Below are 26086 nucleotides of genomic sequence, written 5' to 3'. Positions count from 1 at the left end.
CGACCCGTAGTGAGCGTTTCGCTGAGTTAACGCGACCCGTAGTGAGCGTTTCACCGCGCGACCGTCGAACGAAAGAGAACGTTTGTGGGAACTCCTGCGGACGTTCTCTGAAAGTTTGCGGTTTTCAAATCGCTCGGTGATTCGTTTGTGGGAACTCTTACAAAACGTGCACAGCCCTCTTTCGCACCGAATGCGGGAACTCTCACGGCTCAAAGCTCGTGCTTGTAACCAGCCCGATACGTCTGACCCCCGACTTGAATCGGAAAGGCCGGAGTAGGGGAAAGGTTGAGAATGGTTCCTAAAGACTGGCTTGTAGTCGAATCCATTTTAGATGCGAACACGGTTTCCACTTCTAAAAAAACGTAACCCTTGTCCGTAATCCGGGCTTGGGTTCCGATCAGCCAATTCGGGGAAAATCCCGAAATTCTAAACTGAGTGTTTTCCCGAACAGAAGGAGGATCGGGACCGTCCTTCAAAAGATCCCGAACCAATGCAAGCTGCGGAACGCTGACGATAAGAGCGTCTAACGTGTCCGCGACTGTTTTAGAATCGTTTCTGCCTCGGAGACCCCAGCCTCCCGTATAATAATTTAAACCCATTCCCATATAAACGGCCGCATCGTCGCTGACGTTTAATTTGATCCCGATCGTCGCGGGAACAACCAAGGATTGAAAGTTCCAGTTTGCGTCGATAAAACGATATCCGATGAAACTCGCTTTTGTAACGCCGCCTGCGATCTTCTGTGTGTAGTTTGCGGAGATTCTCCAGAAAAAATATTTTCCGAAATCCTTTTCGAAACCGGTCATGATATTTCCGCCAACCATCGCGCCATGCGCGCTCTCTGCCTGAAATACTCCGCCCGTAGTGCGCTCGATCGTGATCAGTCTATTTTCGGGAACGACCAATCTTCGGAGCGCGACGCCGTTTACGAATCCGTTTTGACTACAGACTGCAACGCTCGGGTCGCAGGCATTCGAAGATTGAACCGTATGGTATTGTCCCGAGTTGATCCCGTCTTTGGTGATGACTTCTCCCATATTTCCCAAATCGAATTGAAGACCTAAGCCTGTAACGAAATAAGATTTTGCAGAAAGGTTATCGCAAAGGGAGAAGGAGAGTAAGATGCAGAGCGTCAGCCAATAAGGCTTTGTTACGGAGAATCGACGTGGGTCCAAGATCATTTACGCTTCTTTCAACGGATGGTTGAATTAGGACGCTAAATTCGAATCGGTTGCTGTCAAGGTTCTTCAAACTTTTTTGGAGCGAGTGGTATAAAAAAAGGCTCTCGAAGGAGAGCCTTTTTGCAAATTCGATTCTTAGGAAAGAATCTTAGAGTTCGTGTTTGTATCCGAATCTGTAGATTTGTCCACCGACAACGATCGGATATGCAGGGTAAGGAGAAAGGTTGGAAGCTCCCCCTACGGACTGAGTCTTACCCACGGAATAAGCCGCAGACATGATCGTTTCAAGCTCGATAAATACGTGTCCTTTGTCGGTTACTCTTGCTTGAGTTCCGATCAGGAAGTTAGGAGCGATTCCGGAAGCTCTAAATCTTGTATGTTCGCGAGTAGTTACTGGGTCGGTTCCATCGCTCAGAAGGTTTGCGACGGAAGTAAGACCTGCAGCACTCAACATGTCGTATCCGCCTTTGATGTTGTTCATCCCGTTCAAAGACCAACCACCGTTGAAGTAGTTCAAACCCGCTCCCATATAAACCGCAGCGTCTTCGGTAACGTTCAGTTTGATACCTACAGTTGCCGGGATAATGATTGCGCTGAATCCCCAAGTGATGTCTACGATGTTGTAACCTGCGATATCGGCTTTGGTAACCCCGCCGGAGATCTTTTGAGTGTACTCGGCCGCAACTCTCCAGAAGAAATATTTCGCGAAATCGGATTCGTAACCTACCATTAAGTTACCGCCGACCATAGCTCCTTTGGTAGTTCTTGCGTTTACAAGACCGCCGGTAGTTCTGTCGAGGGTGATCAGCCTGTTTTCAGCAGGGATCGCTCTTCTCGGAGCAACTCCTACGTAAGTTCCTGTTCCAGCAGCTTTAGAAGGATCTTGGATACAACCTGCATCCGTTCCAACGGTACAAGTGTTGGAAGATCTTACAGGACCGTAATAACTAGCGGCATCCAGACCGTCCTTAGTGATCGTTCCACCTAACTGACCCAGGTCTAATTGTAACCCGAATCCTACAATTGCGTATGATTTTGCACTTAAGCTTGCAGCCGACGCGAACAATACGGCAAGGACAAGCAACACCTTACTCATGTTACGAACCATTGATAACTCCTTACTCACGATTCAATTTTGATTTGATTGTGTTTCCGGAGGTTGTTTCTATTTTCCTGAATCCCGGACACAGGGTGAAACTTTAGAAGTTCATGGATTAGTGTCAAACAGGATTTAGGGAAAAGGTTGAAAAGTTCCCAAAATTCCGAAGTAGAATGAAAAAAATTTTAACTTATTTATAACATTTGTTATGAGTTTGTATAAAATCTTTGATCATCGGAGCGACGAAATTTTTTAAACATCCCTTAAGACGCGGAACAAAAAACGACGCCGATTTTCGAATTTGAAAAATCGTTCGGTGATTTATACTCACCGATTTTTGATCGGCAGTTTTAGAACCTTCCGTTTCAAGTTCGTTATAGACGGGAATTCCTCAAAGAGAAACGGGTTTGATTTTAATACCGGGAGCTTCTTTTTATTCTTGTCATCGAACTCTTGTCATGCGATTCTACTTTTGAAACCGTTGGGGGTGGGGCTAAACAATATAGCCTCTGAGAGAGTCCCCGGAACCTGATCAGGATAAGGCCTGCGTAGGAAAACGGATCATACAAACGATTCTATCTTTGTTCCCATTCGTTTCGAGTCGTCTAGGAAGTTTCAAAGGAAGAATCGCGAATCGGTTCTTGTTTTTTAACGTCCTTCCTCAGTTCCATCTCCAAACCCGCGGTCAGGAGAAAGTATGGAACCCGCTCAATCATTTCAAGTCCCGCTCAAAACGATTCGTCTCACCGACGGGACCGAATATCAATCGTATCATACGGAAGGTGCGCTTTCCGATAAGCAGCCTTCCGACTACAAAAACGGAATCGCGAAGCTCAGACAAGAGTGGATCCAAAAACGTATGGACCGAGGCGATACGAATCATTCGCAGATGTATTATGCGAAACAAGGGATCGTCACCGAAGAGATGCGTTATGTGGCGCTTCGGGAGAATATGAATCCCGAGTTCGTTCGTTCCGCGATCGCGAGCGGTCGCGCGATTCTTCCCTCCAATCGAAACCATCCCGAACTGGAACCGATGATCATCGGAAAGGATTTTCTCGTAAAGATCAATGCGAACATCGGAAATTCCGCGCTCGGTTCCTCCATCGAAGAAGAGGTAGAAAAACTTCACTGGGCGGTCAAGTGGGGAGCGGACACGGTGATGGATCTTTCCACGGGAAAGAATATTCACGAAACGAGAGAATGGATCCTCCGTAATTCTCCCGTGCCGATCGGAACGGTTCCGATTTATCAGGCGCTCGAAAAGGTAAAAGGAAAAGCGGAGAATTTGAATATTCAGGTTTTCTTGGAAACTTTGGAAGAGCAAGCCGAACAAGGAGTGGATTACTTCACGATTCATGCGGGAGTTCTGCTGCGTTATATTCCGTTTACGGCAAACCGAGTGACCGGGATCGTATCGAGAGGAGGATCGATTCTCGCGAAATGGTGCCTCGCGCATCACAGGGAGAATTTTCTTTACACACATTTCGACGAAATTCTCAAGGTGATGAAAAAATACGGAGTTTCGTTTTCTCTCGGGGACGGATTGCGTCCCGGCTCGATCGCGGACGCAAACGACAAAGCCCAATTCGGAGAACTCGAAACCTTGGGGGAATTGACCAAACGCGCCTGGGAAGAGGACGTTCAGGTGATGATCGAAGGACCGGGTCACGTTCCGATGCATCTCATCAAGGAAAACGTCGATCTTCAAATGAAACTCTGTCAAGAGGCTCCGTTTTACACGTTAGGCCCTCTTGTCACGGACATCGCTCCGGGTTACGATCATATCACTTCCGCGATCGGAGCCGCGATGATCGGATGGTTCGGAACGGCTATGCTCTGTTATGTGACACCGAAAGAACATCTCGGACTTCCCGATAAGGAAGACGTAAAACAAGGAGTGATCGCGTATAAGATCGCGGCTCATGCGGCCGATTTGGCGAAGGGACATCCGGGCGCGATCGAACGGGACAATCTTTTGAGCAAGGCACGTTTCGAATTTCGATGGGAGGATCAGTTTGCTCTTTCGCTCGATCCGGAAACGGCAAAGTCCTTTCACGACGAAACCCTTCCGCAGGATCGTATGAAAACGGCGCACTTCTGTTCCATGTGCGGTCCTCATTTTTGTTCGATGAATCTAACGCAGGAACTCCGCAAATTCGCGGAGGAAAAAGGAATCGGCGAGAAGGAAGCGCTCCGGGTCGGAATGGATGAAAAATCCAAAGAGTTTTTGGATCAAGGAGCGGAAATCTACAGTGCTCCTTGAGTGTGGGAACTCCTTCGGAAATATTTTTGGCCGCATCCGCGTTGGAATCGCAACGAGTTCGTTTGAATTTCGTAAGAGTTCCCACGCGGACCGCGCCACTTCCGGCTCGCGGAGTCCCGCTCGGTCCTCGAAGACTCGGACCAAGCCGTGCGTGTCGCTTGCGGGCCGTTATCCGGGATCTTTCCGTTTTCGAAAGAGTGTGGGAACTCCTTCGGACTGGAAATACGGATGATTTATTGAAATCGGAAAGGTCGTGGGAACTCCCGCAAACCGGAAAAACAGGCGATTCACCGAGATCCTAAAAGTGTGGGAACTCTTACGCTTTCTTTCGAACGCAACGTTTGGTCCGACAAACAAAAGGGCACAAAATTACGTTGACAAAACGGCGAACGGCTCTTTGCGGAAGACGTGATTTCGTCTAACGTTTTCCGCTGCCGTTCGTTGGTATAACACATTCGGAGCTCCGCGGGAGATCCGTACGTTCGTCTTACTCGGCGATCACGTTCAAAACCTGTTCACCCAAATCGATCTTGCCGTCAACGGTGCGGATCGAAGAACGGACGACGTCACCCGGTTGTAAGTATTGGCTTCGTTTGCTTTGACCTTTGACGAACAACTTCCATTTCGTTTTTTCGGAAAGAAAACCGCCCAACGCCTGTACGAGTTTCCCCGGTGCGCGGAGCGCGCAACCGGAAGGAGTTCCCGTCAACAAAACGTCACCCGGAGCAATATTACAAAAACGTGATAGTTCTACGATGCTTTCGATCGGTTTGAAAACGAGATTGGAAGCCTTGTCCCTTTGACGGACTTCTCCGTTAACGGTCAACGTCAATTCCAGCGAATCCAAACGTTCGAAATCTCCCGGTTCCAAAACCGTAAGATGCGGGCCGGACGGACAAAAGGTGCGGTAAGATTTTCCCTTATACCATTGCAATTGAGGAAGTTGAACATCCCTCGCAGAGACGTCGTTTGCCATAAAGAACGCTGCTACGTGCGAGGCGACGTTTTCCGGATTCGGATTCAAATCGGAATCGAATCCTTTTCCGAAAACAAGACCGAGTTCGATCTCGTAATCCAGAAGTTTTACATGCAAGGGACGCACAATGTCGCCGATCGGCGGAAACAAGGACGCGTCCGATTTTGTAAAGAAGAGATTGTAATTCTTATCGTCCGGATTCAAACCCGATTCGATCAGATGTTGCCTATAGTTCGCGCCTTGACAAATGATCTGACAAGGAGCCGTGATCGGCGATAAAATCGAAACTCCTTCCGAAGAGATCGATTTGAGTTTGGTTGATTTCTTTTTCTTCCGTAAAAATTCGAGAAAGTCTTTTGTCGATAGATCTCCGCAGCCCAACGGGAGAATTCTTCCGTTATCGAGTAAAGCCCAATCGATGTTCTTCTTTTTCTGAAACCGAATATAATTCTTTGCCATGGATGCGAAGTCCGCCTAAAGATTTTTTTGAATCGATTGCAACTTTAAAAAAATCACAACGATTGTTCCGACAAATTATTTCCAAGTCGAAATTTCGTTTGCAAAAATCCGAACACTTGATCGTCAACACAACGATCCATCAGTGGACTTTCGTTTTTGCGATCATCTTCGCAAAAATCCCCGGAAAAAATTTATACATAAAAATTCCGAACCTTTCTCTCGAACCTGCGATGATGATCTTGTGTTTCTTTTCCGCGATTCCGTCCAGAATTTTGCGGGCGCATTCGTCCGCGGGGATTCCTTGTTCGATCACGGAATCCATTTTACCTTGTTTGCTTCCGTCGCCTTTAAGGGCGTTGTTGGAGATTTGAGTTTTTATAAAGCCGGGATAAATTAAGGAAACTTGAATATTCTCCCGGACGTTTTCCGCGCGAAGGGCCTCGTAAAAACCGGTGAGGGCCGCCTTTGTCGCGCTGTAACCGCTGCGTAGAGGAACTCCGAACAATCCGGCTACGCTCGAAATCGAAGCGATGACTCCGCTCTTTTGTTTGCGTAAGATCGGAAGAACGGCGAGGGACAACGCGATGTTTCCGAAGTAGTTCACGTCCATCAGCTTCTCGTACGTATCGATCGAGGTTTCATACGTGAAGGAACGCTGGCTGATTCCCCCGTTATTGATGAGAACGTCGATTCTTCCGAATTGATCGATCGCCTTTTTGGGAACGTTCTTTAGTTTTTTATAATCTTCTAAATCTAAAGGAAGAATCAGGCTGTTCGTTTTGGTGAGGCCGCATTCTTTTTTGACCCTTTCCAATTCCTTGGTTCTTCTGGCGGAAAGAACGATTTTCGCTCCCCGTTTGGCCGCTTCCTTTACGAGTTCTTCCCCGATGCCGGAAGAGGCTCCCGTGATCCACACCACCTTGTCTTTGTAAAACGCTGCGCTCATATTGAACTCCCGCTTTCGTACGCCGATTTCCGGATTCCGATTTCTTTTTAAAAAGCGAGAATTACGGAGAAACTCTCTTACTTCAAGAATTCTTTAGTGCGAATCGGAATTTGTTCGTCCGCGATCCATCGCATCCAATAAGCAAGCATCAGAAGAGAAATCGCGGGGAACAAAAGACCGGGCGTATTGAAGGAAAGAGGGCTCATATCAAGAAGGATCGAATCGCGGACTCGGCTGTAAAGTTTCATTTTTTTACGATTCAAGAGTTTCCTGACGGAAAAAATATCGCCTGAATTCTTACTTGTGATAAGAATACACCAGGCAATCGTATGAATACCGAACTTACTCCCGTTCCGAAACCGGACTTAACCGTTCATCGAATCTTCGAGACACTCAGCATAATCGCGTTCGTTTTTCTTTCCGTTTATCTCGGCTATAAACTCGCGAACCTTTTTCAAAACGACTTCGCGGCCCATTCGTATTTGATCTGGGCCGTGCCTGCCGTGATTTTCCTTTCCTGGCTTGGAGCCGATTTCGTTTCCGGATTGGTCCACTTTTTGGGGGATAGCATCGGTTCGGAAAACACCCCCGTTCTCGGCCCCGCTTTCATCTTTCCTTTCCGCGATCATCACGTGGATCCGAAAGGAATTACGAGACACGATTTTATCGAGACGAACGGAAACAATTGTCTCGTTTCGTTACCTATATTAGTATATTATGTTTTCTTTTGGGAATCTGCTGGCGTTTTCAGTTCGCTTTTCGCGTTGTTCTGGTTTTTCCTTTTGTGGGGAATTTTCGCGACCAACCAGATTCATAAATGGGCGCATCAGGATTCTCCTTTGCCCGTGATAAAAATATTACAAAAATATAAACTGATTTTAGGGCCGGAACACCACAAGGTTCATCACACGGCCCCACACGACACGTATTTCTGCATCACAACCGGATGGCTGAACCCGATTTTAAAAGCTACGAAGTTTTACGAAGCGCTTCGTTGGATTTTAAGAATTCCTCCCGCGGTTAAACCGTAAGCCACCTTCGAATCAGAACCGGAATACAGGCCAGGATGAAATAACCTTCTCCGAAAAGTCTGTAAAACCGGTTTCTCTGAAACGAAGTTTCAAATCGTAAAATCCCGGCAGAAATCGCATAACCCAAGCCCAAATACAGACATTCGGGAAGAATCCGCTCCGAACTTTCGAAAAACCAAAAAAGAATTCCGGCAGTTCCGATTGCGGCTAACGTATAAACGGTCTTTCTCAAAGTGACGGGAGAAATTTGTTTGAGAATCGATTCCACGTTTTCTTTGCGATCGATTTCCTTTTCCATATAAGAATTCACGAAAGAATTGCAAAGTGCCGTTAAAAGGAAAAGAGCGCAGGGCGTCCAGGTTTCGAAGGCGGATTTTTGCGTCAGCAAAATCGGACCGAACCAAACTCCGGCGGTATAAAGAACGGAAACGGAACATTCTTTCCAAAAGAAGGAAATTTGAAGATAGGCAAAAACGACGTGCAAAAACACGAAGATTCCCAAAATCAAAGCGACGTTTACGACCCATTCCCGCAGAAACAGAATCCCGCAGACAAAACACAAAACCGCGGCGATCATCGTAATCCAACTTAAGAAAATTCTGTTTTTGTAATGGAATGCGTGCCGTTCGTTCGCGCTGTTTTCTCCCAATTTCCAGCCGTCGATCAGATGATCCGCGCTGTAGATGACCCAAACGGACGCGGGTAATAAAATCCAAAATGCCGTTCTCATTTGCGTTTGGAGAAGCGAGGAAGCGAACCACGCCGAAGCGACCGCGCCGCATACTATATCGACGCTCAATACGTTCCAGTAATAAAACGCGTCTTTAAAAAAAGAATCTTTCATGTTTGCAAGTATATTTAAGGCGTTCGATCGCTCCTGTCATTTCTTGTTTTGCAACCTCCATTCGATTCCTTCTTTTTGAAAACGGGAATGGAGAAGTTTGATGTATTCGTGTTTGATCGGAAACTGATCCGTAAATTCCTGTGAAGGGAGAACGACTTTAAAATCGATCGAATTTTCGGAGAACTTTTGATAAGCGAAGGAAACGTCCTTGGTCGAAGGAGATTGATAGAACTTCTTCAATACTTCGTTTCCGATTTCCACGGCGAGAGTTTCCACTCGTTCGAGATCGGATTGATAAGCGACACCGGCTTCGATCTGTATCGAAAATTCTTTCGTGGGCAGATCGAAGTTCGTAAACACAGAGGAAGCCATGACCGAATTCGGAACCACGATCGTGCTGTTGTTGAATCTGCGGATCGTCGTGCTTCTCCACGTGACGTCCTGCACGTAACCTTCGAGTCCTTCTCCCGATAAACGAACATAATCCCCTTTTTTGAGCTGCTTTCCGAGAAGAATGCTGAGACCCGAAAATAAATTGGAAAGAGTCGGTTGCAAACCGAGCGCGACCGCAAGACCTCCTACTCCGAGCGCTCCGAGAATCGGCGCGACGGAAATTCCGAGCGATTGAAGGATCAGCAAAACTCCGATGGCGAATAACGTGATCCGAATTACGTTGCTGATGATCGACGCGGAAGAAATCAAACCGTCCGTTTTTTCGGAATACGTTTCGAACACCGCCGAAAAAAGACGAACGAGAGAAAATGTCAAAAGAACGATCGAAAGAATTTTGTATCCTAAAAAGACGAATTCTCCCGAACCCGCGGTAAGTTTGAGAAGTTTTAGAAATAAAAACGCTGCGAGAAGGAAGAAAAGCAAACGGATGATTCTTCTTCCCGCTTTAAATAGTGGATGAGAGCTGGGGATTCTATTCTGAAAAAGAACTGCGGAAAGTCTCGGAACGATTCTGTCTCCGAGTATATAACCGAAAAATAATACGAAGAGAAAAATTCCGAAAGCGTTTCCGAATTCCAAAAAGAATTCCTTCGAAATCCAGGTTTGAATTCCGTTCCAATCCATAGGAACAGTTTTCACTCCGATCGGGATTGGGCAAGACCAAATCGATTTCGTTTTTTGTAACGAATTTCGTTTTAAACCGAATTAACACGAAGAGGTGGTAATGAAAACTGCTTTAGCGATTACGATTTTATTTCTAAGTTCTGCGGTTTCCGCTTCGGAAATCAATAAGACATTTTTGAAGGGCGTAGCGATCGAGGGTTATGATCCGGTCGCTTATTTTGTATCGGGCAGACCGATCGAAGGAAAGGGAGAATTCTCCTATAAATGGAAGGGAGCGGATTGGTATTTTTCTTCGGCCGAAAATTTGAAACGATTCCGCGAAAATCCCGAACGATATGTTCCTCAGTTCGGCGGCTACTGCGCGTACGGAATCGCACTCGGCGAAAAAGTAAATATCGATCCCAATCAATGGAAGATCGTGGACGGAAAGTTGTATTTAAACTACGACCACGAAACTCAGGGGCTTTGGGAAAAGGATATTCCGGGTTTCATTCGGAAAGCCGCGGAAAAATGGGAGGGAATTAAGACGAAATAAAAAGATCTTCCCGGCTTTCTTTGTCCGATCTGTGTCGATTTTCGTTCAAATCGTTTGGTTTAACTATGTCTTCTGTTTAAATTTTTGATTTTAGGATGACAGGAGAAAAAACATCTTCATTCTTCTCCAGAATTAAGGAGAACAGGGAACGGATGTCCAGGCTGCTTGATCGATTCATACGGAAACGGGATAAAACGATTCGTTGGGAAGAACTACCGAATCTTCATTCCGACGGAGACGATCCCGATTTATTAATCCGAAGTCTGATTGGCGAAAAGCTCGCGCTCGGAATCAGAGAAGTCGTTTTTTGTCTTCCGGGAAAGGAAGCGGAAACTCTCAAAAAGTCCCGCGATTTTTTAAGACTCGTACGCGATCTGAAACACGGAGGTTTCACGATTTCTTCCGCGGACAGCGATAAGATTCTTTCCGGCAGCGGAGAATCCTCGGAAAAATTCTTTCAATTCCTGAAAAACCGTTCGCACAACAGCCCTTGTCTGATTTGGACGGGCAACGGACTCGCTTCCACGATCGAATCAAAATATTATGATTTTCTAAAACATCCTCGTCATCCGCACGGTTACGACGAGCCGTTCCGTCCTTCCCGGTTTACGATTCGAGTAAAACTTCTCTCCATCGTTTCCGCGATCATCATGATCAGCATGAGTTTGATGATCACGATGGCGACGTACTTTTTCAGAAAATACAGCGAGATTCTCATTCAGGAATACAATCTTTCTCTCGCGAGAATGACCGGTCTGCAATTGAGTGGACAACTGAAGGAAACCACTCGTAAGATCCAGGACTTTCGTCCGACCGAATCCGAAAAATTCTTCCGTGCGAACGCGAACGCGGTCGCGTATGTTCGTTTTCGATCCAGACCCGGAGATTCCGTCCGCGAGATTAGTTCTCTTTTTTGGAATCTGAAATTTTTAAAGGCGAATTCGGTTTCGGGAGTTCCCGATCCGGAGACGTTGAAAGTAGCTTTGGAAAAGGCTTCTTCCCGTTTGTCCGGAACATTAGAAGTATTGAATGTTTCTTCCGAATTCGGATTCCCCGCTGTTGCGGTACTTCTGCCCGTGTCCGAAGGCGCTGAAATTTCGGGTCTGGTTTTTTCCGCCACGGAATTTTTGGATTCTTTTTTGGCCGTTCGGCAAACGGACTTCTTCCAAATGCTCGTCGTGGATTCTTCCGGAAATCTGATCGCGCACTCGAACGATAAGGAAGCGATTTCCGGTAAGGATTATAAAAAACATCCTCTTGTGGAGAATATGCTTCGCAGTCCTTCGGACAACGGTTCGCAGCTTTTCGATTTTGAAGGAAGGGAAATGCTGGGTTCGTATCAACAGCTCGAAGTCGGAGGGCTTGGAATTCTTTCCACGTTGGACGCCGATCTCGCTTTCGAGGCGGTTTACAAGATTAGAAAGCAGAATCTTCTCATCATGATTTCGGTTTTGTCAGTGGCATTCTTCGTCGTGTTCGTGTTTTCAAGAACTCTGACGATTCCGATCATTCAACTTCTAAGTGCGACGCGTAAAGTGGAACAGGGGAATTATCACGTTGATATCCGTCCAACGACGCACGACGAAGTGGGGGTTCTTACCAACTCGTTCTTACGAATGGCGCGCGGACTCGAGGAGCGCGAAAAGATCAAAAACACTTTCGGTAAATTCGTAAACAAGGAGATCGCCGAACGCGCGTTATCTTCCGATCTCAAGCTCGGCGGCGAAAACCGAGACGTTACTGTCTTCTTTTCCGATCTCCGAAACTTTACGGGAATGTCAGAAAAGATGAAACCTGAAGAAGTCGTCGAATTCCTGAATCAATATTTCACGGAGATGGTGGAATGTATTTATCTCACCCAGGGAATCGTGGATAAGTTCATCGGAGATGCGGTGATGGCTCACTGGGGCGCGCTCGTTCACGATGGTCACGAACCGAAGAACGCGATCAACGCCGCCTTGTTAATGCGAAGAGCGTTGATCGAGTTCAACGACAAAGGACACGAGATCGGACGTCCGTTTACCCGTTTCGGTTGCGGAATCAATTCCGGCCCGGTGATCGTCGGGCAGATCGGTTCGGAGAAGAAGCTTGAATTCACGGTGATCGGCGATACGGTCAATCTCGCGTCCAGAATCGAATACTTGAACAAGGAATTCGGAACCGACATTCTCATCTCGGAAAGCACGTATCAACTGGCAAAGGATCATTTCAATTTCGTCGAACTTCCTCCCGTATGGATTCGCGGAAAGGAAAAGCCGCAGTCCATCTACGCGGTGTTAGGTTGGAAAGAGGATCAGGATTGCCCAAAATCTCTCGAAGAATTACGCGTGTTATGCGGAATTCCCGACCCCGAATCGCCTTCCCGGTCCTTGGCATGAACCTATATTCGAAATTTCGAAAGGAAATCCAAGTGGGCGTTCTGTCCCTTCTCGCGCTTTGTGTTTCCCTTTTTCTTTTTTGGAGGGAGGGCGCGGCCGATTTCGGGGAAGGCAGGAAGGAAACCGTAGGTAACATCACGTTCAAATACAAAACCGCGCAGAGAAAATTTTCGGATCGTATGATCTGGCAGGACGTGGAGCAGAACTTTCCGATCTTCAATCACGATTCCGTCCGAACCGACGAATTATCCGAAGCCGTCGTCACGCTGACTTCGGGAACCAAATTCGAATTGGATCCGAGATCGATGATCGTAATCAATCTCAAGGAAGAAGAGGAACTTCTGGAATTGGAGGAAGGTTCGGTTCGAGTGCAATCTACCCGATCGATAAGTCTTGCATCCGGCAAAACGGTTCTGAAGTCGGCGGACAAATCCAGTCTGTTTCGCATAACGCGGGATGAAACCGGCGGGGACAATCTCGTCGAACTCACCCAGGGAACCTTGAAGTGGATCGGCTCCGATCAGAAAACCAAGGAAATCAAAGAAGGGGAAAAGGCGAGGGTCGGTCACGAATCTCTTCAGCCGATCAAAGAAGAATGGACCTTACTCGAACCCGTGGACAATCATCGGATTTTTCCGGAAACCGGAGAGGCCAAAATCTTATTCCGATGGAAGCCGGTCCCTTCCATTCCCAATGTCGTATTAGAAGTTTCGTTAAACCGAAGTTTTCATCCTTTGATTTTCAAAAAGGAATCCAAAGGGGATTTTGCTGACGCCAGCCTTCCGGAGGGAATCTATTATTGGAGACTCATCTCAGCGGACAAAACGAAACTCTCCGAAGTCAGGAAGTTTCGCATTCTCCCCAACCCTCCCGTAACGTTATTGTTTCCGTTGAAGAACACGAGCTTGGAAGGCGGCGAGCTGCAATCGTTTCGATGGAAACCTTCCCGGTTGGCGACGGGTTATATTTTGGAAATTTCGGATTCGTCCGATTTCAAATCGGGGCTCAGGCAACTCACGGTTTTTAAGACTTCGATTTCCATCCCGTTATCGGGAGGAAAATATCATTGGAGAGTAAAGTCCTTTTCGAACTTACCGGAAACCGAAGCCGTATCCGAAGCGAGATCGTTCCAGGTTGAAAAAACGGAAACCGTTCAAAAGACGGAGATTCCGGTTAAAACGTCCGAGACTCCAACTTTGCCTGTTGCTAATGCGACATCGGCGAAAGTAGAAGAGAACACGACTACCGAGAAAAAGAACGATGCGGCCGAAAAGAAAACCGAAAAAGAAACTTCGCCAGTCCCGGCCTTGGTATTTCCGATTCAAGGAAGAACCGTGGATATGACCGGAAAAAACTCGATCGTATTCCGCTGGAAACACAACACGAATTCCAAAGAACAAAAATGGAGTCTAAATCTTTACGGAGGAAACGGAGAATCCATATTCAAACGATCCGTAAACGGAGAATCCTTCCGCTTGACGGACCTAAGCGTTCTGGACGTTGGAAAATTCTCCTGGGCCTTGATTCAGGAAGGCAACGAATCCAATCGGGCTAAGGCGGAATTTAAAATCGTACTAAGAGAAGACTTGGCCGCCCCGGAAACAAAAACAACGGGCAAAAAAGGGGAATAGATTGAGATCGATCGCAAGATTCGTTCCGGCGCTGATCTGCTTGTTTATAAGCGTTTCTGCATATTCGGAAGAAAGAAAGTATACGTTTTACATAGAATGGAACGAGGTCAAAGGAAACAACGGATACAAGGTGGAAATACGAAAACCTTCCGATCCGACGACCTTGGTCGCGGAAGAAAAGGTCGTAACGAACAGCTTGGAATTCCTGATTTCCGCGGGCGAATACGAGTTTAGAATCTCGGCGCTCAATCGTTTCGGAAAACCGTCCTCCTGGAGTCAATGGTCCGCGTTTCTTGTCGAACACGATCGTCCGAAGAGCGTGTATGAAGCCGAAAAAAAACAGGCCGCCGTGGGCGTCGCATCGTGGAAAGTCTGGGTTCCCGGACTTCTTCCTTTGGAACGAAAAGAATACACGAAGACCTCTTTGATTTTTTTGTGGTTCGGCGCCTTGGCGGTTGCGGGTAACGCGGAGAGGACGGCGGGAAATTCTCTCGCCCAATCCTCAGCGAACGATCCCGGTTTTTTGACGTTAGCCGCATTGACCGCTCCGCTGCCGGTTACGTTGTATCTTCTTCAGCAAAGGGACGAGGATAAAAAAGAATACAAAATGCATCAAAATAATCAAGTCGGCATAAGCGCGTTAGCCCTTTTGACATACGGCTTGAATGTGTGGTTGGAAAAACGTTCTTTTCAATCCGCAACCGTTTTGATAGAATCGAAGTCGGAAGGCGTTACGCGATGGAATTCTCCGAACCTGCAACCGAATTCGTTTCTTTCCTTGGGAAGAATCGAGTTGAGCTTCCGAAAGGAGTTCGAATGATTCGAAAGAATATTCTGAAATTCGTATATTCTTTTTTTATACTATGTTTTTTTGGAATCGGCTGTTCGGTTCCGTTTCCGGGAGATGCTTCCGGCGTTTTACTGCTCGCACTTTTGAACTCTAATTCAAACAACGGCAGCGGAACTACCGATCCGGTTCTTTCGTATAAATTTCTTTTTGTGACGACCGGTCCAGGCACGACGGGAGCCCTGGGAGATGTGACGGGAGCGGATTCTACTTGCGCCACTCAAAAGAATAACAATTTCGCTTCTTTGCCCGGGACGGGAACGGAGTACAAGGCTTTGATCGTATCAACTGTACCGCTTCGAAGAGCTTGCAATGGTACTGCAAATTGTACGGATCCCACTGAAAATAGTAACTGGGTTTTGTTGCCCAATCGGGATTATTATCGAGGCACAGTTGCGAATCCTATAAAAGTATTTACTACGAACACTGCTGGAATTGCGACATTTCCAATTACAGCGGCGATAGATACTAATGGCGCTAATATTTGGTGGACCGGATTGACCAGTGATTGGAGAATCAGCGTCGGTGATACTTGTAGCGATTGGGTGGATGGAACGGCAGGTTCTACGGGTGAATTCGGATCTGGTGCTGTAAGCAATTTAAACTCAATCAATTCAGGCGGATTTTCGGATCCTTGTAACTCAACCAAAAAGCTGATCTGCGTTCGCCAATGACTTCGTTTTAAAATAAAACTACAGGCCTTTGATAAGCGACAACGATTAGATCTTGAATCGGCTCCTGTTCCTGTTCAAATTCCAAAACCGATCGAATCTGGTCTTGATCTAGATCCGCGGAGCGGATCGTTTTGCAAAGATGTCTTCCTTGCGGTTCGACGTCTTTTTTGTAGAGTACGATGTGCGTTCCCGTTTTCTTTTCTAAAAGAAGAATCTTCTTTTTTTGTTCCTCGTTCGGAATCCAAAGAACGTTCAAATCCAATTCCTCGAGAATCGGCTGGGGGATCTGATTTAGAAAAGAATGATGTTTGAATGTGATTTCGTGTTTCAACAAAGAAGTCCTTGGGTCGGGATCCGTTTTTCGTTCGTGCGCTATTCGATCGGTTCTTTGGAAATTTTTTCGATGACCGCGCGGAGTTCCTTCTCGTCCGGTCCGTATAAGTTCCATTGAATCGCGTCGGCTCCCCAGAGACGTTCCCATCTCCAGTGAAAATCGGACGCCGATCGGAATGGCGCAAACGAACGAATGTTCGAGAGCTTGTCTCCTTCCATGGTTTCGTTTTTCGTAACCGAATACCACCAAAAAAGAATCGGAGCCGCGCCCGAAGGACTTTTGAGCTGACCTCTGTTCAATCCCTTATCTCCTGTTTGTTCCGTAAAGGCAAAACCGACCGCTTCAAAACAGATTCTCGGATCATGGCCGGTTCCGATGGCGAACAAATCCCTCTTTATAATCAGATAATTCTCTCCCGAACGATAAACGGCGATTCGAGGATCATCGGCAGTGGAGCCGGATTCGAGTCGAAAGGAGGACACTTGCGAAGGCCAGTCGCGTTTTGGAACGGGTGCGATCCGGTTTCCAAACAGCGAGATCGTCGCGAGTAAGGGGAGAATCAGCCGCGCCGACCGGGAAGGAAATCGTAGGGGAAGGGCGGCGCTGCTTGGAGTTAATTCGGATTTTTGAATATTCGGAAAAATCAATGAAATGATCGAAAGCGGGATGAAAACTCCGCAGAGAAACAAAACGATTCCGATAAACTCGTGTCTCCAGGAAGAAGCGGGAACTTGAAATAAAACCAGCGTAAAGACGCGGAATAAATTCGAAAAAAACCAAAGCGGGAAAACGGACAAAAGAATCAGAACAAAACCGAAGCGGTCGGAACGGAGCGCGAGCGCGGCCGCAATCAAAAGGGAGGCGAGGCCCATCTTCATTCCTTCGCAAACACGATCGACTACGAACCACTCTCCGTGAAAGAAAATTTGATTCCCGACCGCGATCGAACCCGCATCGATCCAGCGTATCCCTTGAACGCAGATTTCCGTTACGATCAATCGAAGTTTATATCCCAGAAAAAGGGAACCGAATCCGGTGATCGGAGGAATCGCAAAGATTAAAAAGGGCGCGGGCCAAGAAAAACGGATTCCGCCTGTATGCAAAACGGCCAATGCGTTCCAAAAGGAACCGATCCAAATCAAACTCGATCTTTGGAAAAGGATTCCGCAGACCAGAAACGAAGAGCCCGGAACGAACCAAAGAACCTTTTCCGATACGATCGAAAACAGTTTCCATCTTTTGAATATTCTATGAATTGCAAGCGATGTGATCCCTCCTTCTCCGTCCTTCGTCGAACGAACGAATAAAGGAAGAAACAAAACCGGATACAACTCCGCGATCGAGCGTGCTCCGAGAGAATCGAAACCGACCTTAAACATCGGAATCACGCATACGAAAGCGAGAAGTCCGACGTAAAAGGCGGGTCGACTGGCGGAACCGGTGAAAACTGAAGTCGCGATCATATCGTTTTTGTTAAGCGAATTGTCTTCTCGTTTTGAAATATACGATCAAACCGAAGACGACGCAGACCAGCAACAGCCATTCTTCCGGTTCGGGAACGGCGCCGGGCGCTTCGAGTTTGCTTTGTCCGAGCGCCGATTTGCCCGCTTTGATTCCGAAACGATCGTAGTCGTTTTCCGTTTCCAATACGATCAAAGTGGAAACGGGAGATACGACCATCGCGTCTCTTGCTAAATCGACGAGATCCCCGTTTTCCAAATCACGGTCAAAGAATCGTTTGCCGAGTTGTTTTAGAATCCTTCTTTGAATCGCCATTCGGATTAACAGATCGCTTCCGGGACGTTTTACGTTCGAGCCGTTCGTCGTTTCCAAAGTGAGTTTTGCGTGAGGAAGGGATACGATTCCTTCTTTTTCGATCGGCAAACGGATTCGTTTATTCTTGAGAACCGCAAAGAGTTCGTCTTCGTTATCCGCGACCGACACGACTTGATTCAGATCGATTAGGCTCGCGACGTATTCGGAACGTTTTCCGTTGAGGATCGCGATCTTATGCGGCTCGCTCCGTTTGCCTGCGGCGCTTTGAATCCCTTCAAATCGGGCAGAACCTCTGAGTTCTCCCAAAGGGATCGATTGATTCTCACCCGATACGATCCACAGAGGATTTTTTCCGGCGATCTTAGAAGTTTCCGAAATTGAATCCAAGTGCAGCGGAAACAGATTGAAGGCGGGAATTTCGCATTCGTCCAAATACCTCATCGCCTTATCCGCGTCTTTCGTATAAAACCATTCGTTGGTAAGAATCGTAACCGGAATTCCGGAGTCGTAAATTTTTTGAACGACTTCTTTCCAAGTCGAACGGGAAAGCGAAGAATTTAATACGACAAGAGCACGATCGGGTTGAAAGTCTTTGATCGCGGTTTGTTCCGGAAGAACGTTGTATGTCACGCCTCCGGCGGAAATCGTTCCACCCGGTTTTGTCGCCGGAAAGGAAAACGACCAGCCTCGAAAACCGGAGTTTCCGGTCCATTGACGCACTTGCGAATCCGACACGACTTTTTCCTTGAGAGAAATTCCGTTCGAGTCGAGTTCGATCGGCGCGTTGGAAAACAAATCCACGTTCACCTTTTGATCCGCAAAATCGGCAACCGGACCTTCGATTTTGATTCTTTCATAGGAAAGAATTTCTTTTCCATCGGATGTAAGCTCCGCCTTGAGAGGCGAAACGATTCCGATACGGACCATTCTATAATTTTCCGGGGTCACCGGAAATACTCGCAGGCGCAGACGATTTCCGTCCAGCCATTCGACATAAGAAGGGTCCCTTCTTTCCCCGCCTACGATCGTCTGATACGCGTTATGCGCCGTTGATTTGAAAGTCAGCCTCGCCGGTCTTTCCTCGCCGTCGATCCAAAGGGAAAGTTTCGTGCAGATGCTTCCCGGAGGAACGGTGATCGTATAAATCGCCTCTTCGGGAGAGGAATTCCAAGTGCCCAAACCGACCCAAGTATGAGAGGAAGAATTCTCGTTATAAATGGAAAGAGTCGTTTCGGTGTAAGACACTCTGAGTTCGGGATGAATCTGAACGTGCGAATCCATATCCGTCGTAATGAGCGAAGTTCCTCTCCAAAGACGATCCAAAAACGCATGCGATTTTCCGAATAGAAGATGGAGAATTTTTCCCGCGTCCTCGGCTGTGATCCTTTGTTCTGCGTCGGAGCGAAAGAGAGAAAGAAAACCCTGCGAAGCGAAATACGCGAGCGGATCGAATTGACTTTGCGCCGCGAACAAACCCATCGCCGATCTGCGATCCGGCTGCAGCGCCATTTCGGTCACGTGATTGACACGGAGATGCGCCGCTTTTTGAACCCACTCGGGTAAATCCGCATCGATGCGGTTATGACCTTGGATCGTTTCGGGTTTGGTAAGAATATGCTCCGCGTGTTTCCATTGGAAAAAATAATAAACGCTGTAACTCAAAAGAAGAACCGTCGTTCCTAAAATCAAGGCTGCCGAAATTCGTTTTAGATTCTCTCTCGGAAAGGAAGAATGAATCTTATGAACCGCTTTTCCGAATGCGGTCATCGCGAACAAAGGACCGTAGGGAAGAAAACCTAATCCCGCCATCCAAACTAAAACCCAACTGAAAATCATTACGGGCGCCAATACGAGCGCGAACGAAAGCGAGATAAACGCGCCCATCACTAAGAAGGGTTGAAAAAACAACAACACAATCGGATGAATCCGCTCCTGGATCAGCGAAGCGGCCAGCAAAAAAAACGAAATCCAAAGAGCCCATACGGTTCTTTCCGTGAACGGAGGGAAGACCTCGTGATTGAGGATGTACGAATTCGCGGTAAAACAGATCGCCGAAAGAATCAAAGTGAAGATCAAAAACGGTTTGTAACTCGGAAACAACGCGTAAAGAAGAAGGGAAAAAAGAGAAAAGAATACGATCGCAAGAAATCCGAAAAAGAGAAAGTTGGCGAACTCCGAAGGGTGGTATTGAATTCTCCAGCTGAGTTCCATAATTCCGTACGCGACACCGATCAGAGTCAAAATGATCCCGATCAATCCGAAGATCGCCAATATCCTGTTGTGTATTTTGAATCCTAAAAGATTCACTTCGCCTAAAAAGTAGTCTTGAATTTTTTTGCCGATCGCCATAACGATTGTTTTCCTTCCTAAGTAGGATTCAAATATACCGAAAAAACAGGAAAGATTCGCCCGTTTGAGTGTTCGTTTCCAAGCACTCAGGTGCTTGACGACGCGAAGTTTCCCCTCTGAAAACTATTCCTTCCTATAACAAACAAGGTCAGCCTGCGAACGCTTTTTTTACCGGGAAACGGTCGGATTGATAGCGCGGATCGGCCTGCTTTGGAGCGGATGTTCCATTGGCGTGCCGCGTTGTCGTTTCGGATTTTTTTTAAACGACAACGAAAAGAGAATGGAAAAGGGGTTCGATTTTAAAAAAACAGCTTTGCGGCAAACATAAATTTCGATCCAAGAGAAAACGTCCGTCATTCTCCCGCTCAAAATGAAAATGAGAAAATTATAATGTTTGAATGTATTAGAATCGGCGTTTCGTTTTCGCGGTTACGATTCGATCAAACCAGCGCGGATCGCATACATGACCAAATCCGCAACCTTATGGAGATCTAGCTTTTTCATGATGTTCGCGCGGTGAACTTTGACCGTAGCCGGAGAAATTCTCAAGATTTTGCCGATCGATTCGTTGGAATTTCCTTCCGCCACAAGTTTTAGAATCTCGCGTTCGCGATCCGAAAGAACGGAAAACGCCTTCTTCGCGTCTTGATTTTCTTCCCCCGGTTTTCCCGAACCGACAAATCCGGAAAGAAAGTGCGCGGTGATCCCCGGACTTAAATACGTTTCGCCTTTGTGAACCGCTTCGATCGCTCTCAGAAGGTCGTTCCCCGCGTCGTCTTTGAGAACGTAACCGTTGATTCCTAACTCCAATAATTTTTGAACGTATTCTTTGTTGTCGTGACGGGAGAGAATGATGGTGCGTATGTTCGGATAATATTTGCGTAGATTCTTTACGAGGTCGATTCCGCTTAAGCCGGGCATCGAAATATCGGTGATGACCAAGTCGGGATTCAATTTGCCGATTTGATCCAAGGCTTTTTCGGCGTCTCCGGACTCGCCGCAAATTTCAAAACCGGTTTGTCCGGAAAGAATCATCTTCAGCCCTTCGCGGAGAATGGCGTGATCGTCGACTAAGAATACTTTTGTGATTGCAGGTTTCATATTTTTTTAGCGTTCGTATTTTTATTTTTCTCTAAAGGAATCCGAATGATAAACTTAGTTCCTTTTCCGGCCGAAGAATCAATCTTAAATTTACCGTTTAAATCTTCCACTCTTCTTCGTATATTTTCAAGTCCAAAACCGGAAGACCTGGCTCTGACCTTTCTTTCTTGAAAGCCGATTCCGTTGTCCTTCGCATCGAGAAACAACTGCCTTCCTTTGACGTGAATCTTTAGATAAATATTTCTCGCCTGCGAATGTTTGATCACGTTCTGAAAAATTTCCTGCACGATTCGAAACACCTGATTGGCGACCGTTTGTTGAAGATCCGGTTTGAGATTCAGATCCAATTCCGCCTGAACGTCCATAGGCGGAAAGAGATCGGAACTGAGAGAACGGATCGCCGCTTCCAACCCGATTTCACGCAGAGTGGAAGGGTGCAGATTCGTATAAATGTCCCTGAGTTCCTGACTCGCTTTGTCGATCAAAAGAAGTCCCGTATCGAATTGAGCTTCGTAGATTTTCGGATTTCTGCTGTAGGCTTGAAAGTTGAGTTTGGCCGCGAGAATCGTTTGTCCGACTCCGTCGTGCAATTCGCGAGAAAGTCGGATTCTCTCTTCTTCCTGCGACTGAAGAAGTTTGGTGTGAAGGTTGGCGATTTTTCTTTCCAACCGTTTGTTTTCCGTAATGTTCTTGAGAATGATTCCGATGCTTTCGCCGAATCGAAACACGGAATAACCGTAATAGATCTTTTGTTTTCGAAACTCTTGGTTTTGAACCTTTCCTCGTTTGGAAAGATTGATGTTGGCTTCCATCTCTTCCTGATCGACGGGATTTAAACCGAAGATCCGAAACAGATTCTTTCCCATTAGGTTGCGGGAACTCCCCGCAAATTCTTTTCGAAAGGATTCGTTCGCAAAAAGAATCGTTCTATGGTCGTCGATCGCGACGATCGGTGAGATTTCTTTCAAAAGGTTGAGGAAGAATTTAGGGGAAAGACCGGATTCTAAGATTGCAGTCGACGAAGGAAGTTTTCGATTCTTCAGTTTCAAGTCCCGCATAAGAGCTTAAAACAATCTCATGGCAGCGCGAGAAAGAAAAGAAAAAAAGAGGCCCCGGGAAGAAAATCCCGGGGAAATGAGTTCAATTCGTAGCGGGGAAAACCTCGGAAGATACCGGACTGAGATACCAGTCTTGGTTCGTGTTTCCTGAGGATTCATACCAAGGTTTGAAAGAAGGATAGGATTTACGGATATCCGTGCTTTCATAGGGCCAGAGAAAATTTCCCGGAACCAAAAGCGCCCAAGGGAATCCTGTGGAATCCAGATAAATATCCTTTCCCTGCGCGTCGAAGTATCTTCTCGGAAAGTGGATTTCCTTGTTCGTGTTGATGACTTTGACGAAGGTATCGTACGGAGCCGGACCTAAGCTTACGCGGTTGATCGCATTTTGTAAAACGACTTCCAGATTCGCGGACTTGCCTTTTTTGAACGTAGTGTTGTTTCTCGCCGAGTTCGAGGATTGAATCGTCGTATTGGATCTGGGGAGAATTTCGAGAGATGAAATCGCCGTATCGTTTCCGGTCGTGTTGGATTCTACCGTAGTTCCGTCAAAACCGTATCGAGTCAGAGCATACGAAGAAGCGGTGATTCCCGGAATCGTAAGATGCAGAGTATGGTTGTAACCCGCGCCTTTCGCCACGTGTGTGAAGTTGGCGCGAACTCTCGCGACTTCACCCTTGGCGTTCCAGTCCTCTTCAAACACGACTCGAACGTTGTAGTCGTTGAAGTCCGCGTCTCCCTGAGCCGGATATAAGTCTTCGTAAGAAATCGTGTAATATCCTTCGGTAGGATAACGAAACGTGGAAGCGCGGGTCGGATCGTTCGGATACGTGTCGTCCCGATCCACGATTCCGTCCCCGTCCGTATCGGGGAGAATCACGTTGTTTCCTTTGATGACGACCGTGATTCTTCTGGAAATGCTGTACGAGTTGATGATTTCCACTTCCGCTTCGTAGAGTTGACCGAAGGCTTCCACTTTGAGGAAAACCTTGCGGGTCGCTTCGTCGATCGTAAAACTTCCTTTGACTTCTCCGTTTTCGGAGGTCGCCGCGCGGAAGATCGATTTCTGAGCGGTGTTATCTATATTAAAGATTTGTACTAAACTTCCCGAGACGGGAGATTCGGGACTTAAAACCTGGATGTTTACGTTCACCGTTTTGGTCGTATCGAAGACGAAATCCACCGGAGCCGTTTCGTCGTTGATGACGATGCTGAACGGTTGCTCTCCGTCCGGAGCGGCCGAAGGATTCGGCTGCGTAGCGCTCAGGAGCCAGAGAAGATTGGGATCCTGTGAATTCGTGCAAGCGTTCGCTCCGAAAAGAAGAACCCCCGCCAGAACCGTCCCCGTTATTTTTTGAAACCCTTTCATCGTCCCCTCCGGCATGTCGCCTTAACGAGACCTATTCTCGCATGTCGGAATAACGGGGGCAATAGTCCGAACGGTGTATTTTGTTAAGCGAACAGGTATAAAACGATGTCGGATTAAATTTTCAATAAATGACGGAAAATAGGCTTTTAAGGGGAGACGGCCTATTTACGGCGAAAACGGATTCGAATTTTAAAATATAATAAATTACGGATTCTGCTTCAACTTTAACAAACCGCCGGGAAATCGTTTGCGTTTTTTCGAAAAAAAATCGGATTTTTTTCGTCGTTCTCGAACTGCCCGGAGAGGCGGTTTCCCTTATCTCGCGGTCGCGAGAAAGTTTTCGAGCGCTTTCGTTCTAAAGGAATGAAATTCACCCGAACTTCCGAACTTGCAAAACTGAAGAATCTTTTCGGGAATCTCGCTGTATTTCGCTTCCTCGTTGTTGATCTTGATCATCATGTCCGCGATATAAATCGGATAGATATACGGCGCGAATTCCTCGTCGATGATCAAAGGTCTGTGATGGAATTCCATCGCCTTTGCGTAAATATCCGGAAAGTTCCATTTCTCGGCGATGAGAGAACCCACTTTCGTATGAGTGATTCCTAATGCGGCTTCTTCCATGGAAACCGCGGAAGCGATCTCCTTGGAAGCGGAGATTTTGCCGATGCTCTTCATCGTCCTTTCTTCCAAAGAAAGAAGTATGATTTCCCCGATGTCGTGTAACAATGCGGCGGACATCAGATTGCTGACCGTATCCTTGGGAAGATTCATCTTTGCGGCGATCAATTTACAATAGAACGCGCATTGATTGGATTTGTCCCAGATGGAAAGAAAGGCGGGGAACTTATCCTCCAGAATCTGTTTTGTTCCGAGAGAGTATAAAAGCTGACTGAGTTCTTTGAGTCCGATGAGTTGAATCGCTCTGTCCAAGGATTCCACTTTGTTCGCGCGGATAAACGCGGCGGAGTTTGCAAGTTTCAGAATGTTCGCGGAAAGCGCCACGTCCTTTTTGATGACTTCGGCGATCTGGCTGATGGAAGAGTTCGGTCTTTCGATCATCGCCTGAATGTCCTGAATCGATTTCGGAAAGGTCGGAAGTCCGTCTATGTTCTTAAGAATGTCCTGCGTTTTCTGAAGCTGGTGATTGTCCTTTGTTACGTTCAAAGGAATATCGATGATGACGCTCGTGTTGTTTCCTTGGCTTTCGATCTTATAGGAAGAAGTCGAAAGTCCGTCGTTTTTCAGCATCATCAACGACATGATGAGGCCGAGTCCGGCTCCTTCGGTTTCGTCCCCCGCTTCGAGAAACGCTTCGGCAAGATCGTTGTATTGTTTCGCCTTTTCGATCCTTTGATTGATCCGTTCCACCTCGGTAGGACTGAGTTTGACGTTGTTCATCACCCGAATCCGGATCATGTCCTTGTTGTGGATAAAGGAAACGAGAACCACGAAATTGTTCTTAAAAAGAAGTTCCTCGTATTTTTCCTTTTCGTCGATGTATTTCTTTTTGAATCCTAAAATCTTCTGTTTGTAGATTTCCGGATTCTGAATGTCGGCTTCGAGTTCGCGGAAATAAATTCGTTTGATGTTCGCTTTGATCGAGTTGGCGATCGTTTCTTTCAGAGCGGCGAAAACGGAATCACGAACGTAAATGATGTCGAGTTGAAGCAGATAACGGTCCAGAGTTCTGCTGATGATGGAGTCCACATTTTCCGTAAGGTTATGAAATCTGTAATGAACGGGAGAATTTTCAAGAACGGGATGGTTTAAATCCTTAAGATTGCTGTAAAGATTTAAGTCTCGGTGATGATGCAGTTCTAACGCCTTGCTCTGACTCATATAGTTTGATTCTTCCGTGTGCGTTCTTTTCTTGTCAAGTCATCGGAAATCCCGCATGGAAATTCCTGGAAAAATATTTCCTAATTCTATTCCGTTTTTATGATTCATGAAAGAAATCTTTGTTAAGGAATTTGAATTTTATTCCGTCTCATTTCCTTTTCGTTCTTAAACTGAATCCTCGCCGGCGCATACAATTCTCCCTTGGTTGCGATCGGCATCGCAAATCCGTTAATGCGAAGTCGCAACTTATAATATAAGTTGCGTTGTTGGGCGGCCGTAACGTCTAACGTATGTGAAAATCGCCGAAATTCCG

The 26086-nt window shown here is 46.7% G+C and carries 21 protein-coding genes, 1 pseudogene and 1 riboswitch; of the genes and pseudogenes, 7 read left to right on the top strand and 15 right to left on the bottom strand.

Translation table 11 applies throughout. The annotated features are described in order from the left end of the window. Window positions 1-50: 50 nt before the first annotated feature. The 3 genes from LFX25_RS14205 to LFX25_RS14195 form a co-directional block, all read right to left on the bottom strand. Window positions 51-206, bottom strand: coding sequence for a hypothetical protein (locus tag LFX25_RS14205; RefSeq protein ID WP_238730821.1), 156 nt, complete (start codon window positions 204-206; stop codon window positions 51-53). A 3-nt stretch (window positions 207-209) separates the two neighbouring features. Next, window positions 210-1181, bottom strand: coding sequence for a porin OmpL1 (locus LFX25_RS14200; RefSeq protein ID WP_255717825.1), 972 nt, complete (start codon window positions 1179-1181; stop codon window positions 210-212). Window positions 1182-1329: 148 nt separating this feature from the next. Continuing rightward, window positions 1330-2289 carry a porin OmpL1 gene (locus LFX25_RS14195; protein WP_238730820.1) on the bottom strand — a complete coding sequence of 320 codons (960 nt, stop codon included), beginning with the start codon at window positions 2287-2289 and terminating at the stop codon, window positions 1330-1332. 464 nt (window positions 2290-2753) lie between these two features. After that, window positions 2754-2852, top strand: a riboswitch (TPP riboswitch). A 125-nt stretch (window positions 2853-2977) separates the two neighbouring features. Between LFX25_RS14195 and thiC the strand changes: the two genes are divergently transcribed. Further along, a complete protein-coding gene (thiC, locus tag LFX25_RS14190) occupies window positions 2978-4546 on the top strand; it encodes a phosphomethylpyrimidine synthase ThiC (protein ID WP_238730819.1) in 1569 nt (522 codons plus the stop codon). Between the two features lie 487 nt (window positions 4547-5033). On the opposite strand, the gene LFX25_RS14185 is transcribed toward thiC, so the two are convergent. The 3 genes and pseudogenes from LFX25_RS14185 to LFX25_RS20990 form a co-directional block, all read right to left on the bottom strand. Continuing rightward, window positions 5034-5981 (bottom strand): fumarylacetoacetate hydrolase family protein, encoded by a 948-nt coding sequence (locus tag LFX25_RS14185; protein ID WP_238730818.1) that lies wholly within the window; start codon window positions 5979-5981, stop codon window positions 5034-5036. Between the two features lie 139 nt (window positions 5982-6120). Beyond that, the gene (locus tag LFX25_RS14180) at window positions 6121-6927 is read right to left on the bottom strand and encodes an SDR family oxidoreductase (RefSeq protein ID WP_238730817.1); all 807 of its coding nucleotides are present in this window, start codon (window positions 6925-6927) and stop codon (window positions 6121-6123) included. 122 nt (window positions 6928-7049) lie between these two features. Beyond that, window positions 7050-7179 (bottom strand): annotated as a pseudogene (locus tag LFX25_RS20990) (DUF2721 domain-containing protein); the annotation flags it as partial. A 77-nt stretch (window positions 7180-7256) separates the two neighbouring features. On the opposite strand from LFX25_RS20990, the gene LFX25_RS14170 reads away from it, so the two are divergent. Further along, window positions 7257-7958, top strand: coding sequence for a fatty acid desaturase family protein (locus tag LFX25_RS14170; protein WP_238730816.1), 702 nt, complete (start codon window positions 7257-7259; stop codon window positions 7956-7958). Here the strand turns inward: LFX25_RS14170 and LFX25_RS14165 are convergent. Together LFX25_RS14165 and LFX25_RS14160 are read right to left on the bottom strand one after the other, a co-directional pair. After that, the gene (locus LFX25_RS14165; RefSeq protein ID WP_238730815.1) at window positions 7948-8802 is read right to left on the bottom strand and encodes an LA_0991 family prenyltransferase-like protein; all 855 of its coding nucleotides are present in this window, start codon (window positions 8800-8802) and stop codon (window positions 7948-7950) included. The two genes, LFX25_RS14170 and LFX25_RS14165, sit on opposite strands and share 11 nt — an antisense overlap. 36 nt (window positions 8803-8838) lie before the next feature. Further along, on the bottom strand, window positions 8839-9879 hold the full coding sequence (locus LFX25_RS14160; protein WP_238730814.1) for a mechanosensitive ion channel family protein: 1041 nt from the start codon (window positions 9877-9879) through the stop codon (window positions 8839-8841). Window positions 9880-9979: 100 nt separating this feature from the next. Between LFX25_RS14160 and LFX25_RS14155 the strand changes: the two genes are divergently transcribed. From LFX25_RS14155 to LFX25_RS14135, 5 genes are all read left to right on the top strand, one after another. Next, on the top strand, window positions 9980-10414 hold the full coding sequence (locus LFX25_RS14155; RefSeq protein WP_238730813.1) for a YHS domain-containing (seleno)protein: 435 nt from the start codon (window positions 9980-9982) through the stop codon (window positions 10412-10414). A 95-nt stretch (window positions 10415-10509) separates the two neighbouring features. Further along, a complete protein-coding gene (locus tag LFX25_RS14150; RefSeq protein ID WP_238730812.1) occupies window positions 10510-12792 on the top strand; it encodes an adenylate/guanylate cyclase domain-containing protein in 2283 nt (760 codons plus the stop codon). Beyond that, window positions 12789-14423: a hypothetical protein gene (locus LFX25_RS14145; protein WP_238730811.1), complete on the top strand. Its 1635-nt coding sequence runs from the start codon at window positions 12789-12791 to the stop codon at window positions 14421-14423. Before LFX25_RS14150 ends, LFX25_RS14145 begins: the two co-directional genes overlap by 4 nt. A 1-nt stretch (window position 14424) precedes the next feature. Further along, window positions 14425-15243: a fibronectin type III domain-containing protein gene (locus LFX25_RS14140; protein WP_238730810.1), complete on the top strand. Its 819-nt coding sequence runs from the start codon at window positions 14425-14427 to the stop codon at window positions 15241-15243. Beyond that, window positions 15240-15944, top strand: coding sequence for a DUF1554 domain-containing protein (locus tag LFX25_RS14135; protein ID WP_238730809.1), 705 nt, complete (start codon window positions 15240-15242; stop codon window positions 15942-15944). Before LFX25_RS14140 ends, LFX25_RS14135 begins: the two co-directional genes overlap by 4 nt. A gap of 7 nt (window positions 15945-15951) precedes the next feature. Here the strand turns inward: LFX25_RS14135 and LFX25_RS14130 are convergent, their stop codons facing one another. From LFX25_RS14130 to LFX25_RS14100, 7 genes are all read right to left on the bottom strand, one after another. Then, window positions 15952-16275, bottom strand: coding sequence for a hypothetical protein (locus tag LFX25_RS14130; RefSeq protein WP_238730808.1), 324 nt, complete (start codon window positions 16273-16275; stop codon window positions 15952-15954). Between the two features lie 41 nt (window positions 16276-16316). Then, window positions 16317-17741 carry an exosortase N gene (xrtN, locus tag LFX25_RS14125; RefSeq protein ID WP_238730807.1) on the bottom strand — a complete coding sequence of 475 codons (1425 nt, stop codon included), beginning with the start codon at window positions 17739-17741 and terminating at the stop codon, window positions 16317-16319. Window positions 17742-17751: 10 nt separating this feature from the next. Beyond that, window positions 17752-20403, bottom strand: a complete 2652-nt coding sequence (locus tag LFX25_RS14120; protein WP_238730806.1) for an XrtN system VIT domain-containing protein — start codon at window positions 20401-20403, stop codon at window positions 17752-17754. A gap of 429 nt (window positions 20404-20832) precedes the next feature. Next, on the bottom strand, window positions 20833-21504 hold the full coding sequence (locus LFX25_RS14115; protein WP_118956183.1) for a response regulator: 672 nt from the start codon (window positions 21502-21504) through the stop codon (window positions 20833-20835). Further along, window positions 21501-22562 (bottom strand): sensor histidine kinase, encoded by a 1062-nt coding sequence (locus LFX25_RS14110; protein WP_238730805.1) that lies wholly within the window; start codon window positions 22560-22562, stop codon window positions 21501-21503. Before LFX25_RS14110 ends, LFX25_RS14115 begins: the two co-directional genes overlap by 4 nt. Window positions 22563-22644: 82 nt before the next feature. Further along, window positions 22645-23931 carry an LruC domain-containing protein gene (locus LFX25_RS14105; protein ID WP_238730804.1) on the bottom strand — a complete coding sequence of 429 codons (1287 nt, stop codon included), beginning with the start codon at window positions 23929-23931 and terminating at the stop codon, window positions 22645-22647. A 315-nt stretch (window positions 23932-24246) separates the two neighbouring features. After that, complete coding sequence (locus LFX25_RS14100) at window positions 24247-25773, bottom strand: HDOD domain-containing protein (RefSeq protein ID WP_238730803.1); 1527 nt, start codon at window positions 25771-25773, stop codon at window positions 24247-24249. Window positions 25774-26086 lie beyond the last annotated feature (313 nt).

The sequence above is a fragment of the Leptospira sanjuanensis genome (assembly GCF_022267325.1).
GTDB lineage: Bacteria > Spirochaetota > Leptospiria > Leptospirales > Leptospiraceae > Leptospira > Leptospira sanjuanensis.
This window is presented reverse-complemented; position numbering and strand designations above follow the sequence as displayed.

Excerpts from the sequence above, each read along its gene's own strand:
- LFX25_RS14110 (WP_238730805.1), bottom strand. The coding sequence starts at position 22,562 with ATGCGGGACTTGAAACTGAAGAATCGAAAACTTCCTTCGTCGACTGCA.
- LFX25_RS14145 (WP_238730811.1), top strand. The coding sequence starts at position 12,789 with ATGAACCTATATTCGAAATTTCGAAAGGAAATCCAAGTGGGCGTTCTG.
- LFX25_RS14200 (WP_255717825.1), bottom strand. The coding sequence starts at position 1,181 with ATGATCTTGGACCCACGTCGATTCTCCGTAACAAAGCCTTATTGGCTG.
- LFX25_RS14120 (WP_238730806.1), bottom strand. The coding sequence starts at position 20,403 with ATGGCGATCGGCAAAAAAATTCAAGACTACTTTTTAGGCGAAGTGAAT.
- LFX25_RS14150 (WP_238730812.1), top strand. The coding sequence starts at position 10,510 with ATGACAGGAGAAAAAACATCTTCATTCTTCTCCAGAATTAAGGAGAAC.
- LFX25_RS14185 (WP_238730818.1), bottom strand. The coding sequence starts at position 5,981 with ATGGCAAAGAATTATATTCGGTTTCAGAAAAAGAAGAACATCGATTGG.
- LFX25_RS14195 (WP_238730820.1), bottom strand. The coding sequence starts at position 2,289 with ATGGTTCGTAACATGAGTAAGGTGTTGCTTGTCCTTGCCGTATTGTTC.
- LFX25_RS14180 (WP_238730817.1), bottom strand. The coding sequence starts at position 6,927 with ATGAGCGCAGCGTTTTACAAAGACAAGGTGGTGTGGATCACGGGAGCC.
- LFX25_RS14135 (WP_238730809.1), top strand. The coding sequence starts at position 15,240 with ATGATTCGAAAGAATATTCTGAAATTCGTATATTCTTTTTTTATACTA.
- xrtN (WP_238730807.1), bottom strand. The coding sequence starts at position 17,741 with ATGATCGCGACTTCAGTTTTCACCGGTTCCGCCAGTCGACCCGCCTTT.
- LFX25_RS14115 (WP_118956183.1), bottom strand. The coding sequence starts at position 21,504 with ATGAAACCTGCAATCACAAAAGTATTCTTAGTCGACGATCACGCCATT.
- LFX25_RS14170 (WP_238730816.1), top strand. The coding sequence starts at position 7,257 with ATGAATACCGAACTTACTCCCGTTCCGAAACCGGACTTAACCGTTCAT.
- LFX25_RS14155 (WP_238730813.1), top strand. The coding sequence starts at position 9,980 with ATGAAAACTGCTTTAGCGATTACGATTTTATTTCTAAGTTCTGCGGTT.
- LFX25_RS14105 (WP_238730804.1), bottom strand. The coding sequence starts at position 23,931 with ATGAAAGGGTTTCAAAAAATAACGGGGACGGTTCTGGCGGGGGTTCTT.
- LFX25_RS14165 (WP_238730815.1), bottom strand. The coding sequence starts at position 8,802 with ATGAAAGATTCTTTTTTTAAAGACGCGTTTTATTACTGGAACGTATTG.
- LFX25_RS14100 (WP_238730803.1), bottom strand. The coding sequence starts at position 25,773 with ATGAGTCAGAGCAAGGCGTTAGAACTGCATCATCACCGAGACTTAAAT.
- LFX25_RS14160 (WP_238730814.1), bottom strand. The coding sequence starts at position 9,879 with ATGGATTGGAACGGAATTCAAACCTGGATTTCGAAGGAATTCTTTTTG.
- thiC (WP_238730819.1), top strand. The coding sequence starts at position 2,978 with ATGGAACCCGCTCAATCATTTCAAGTCCCGCTCAAAACGATTCGTCTC.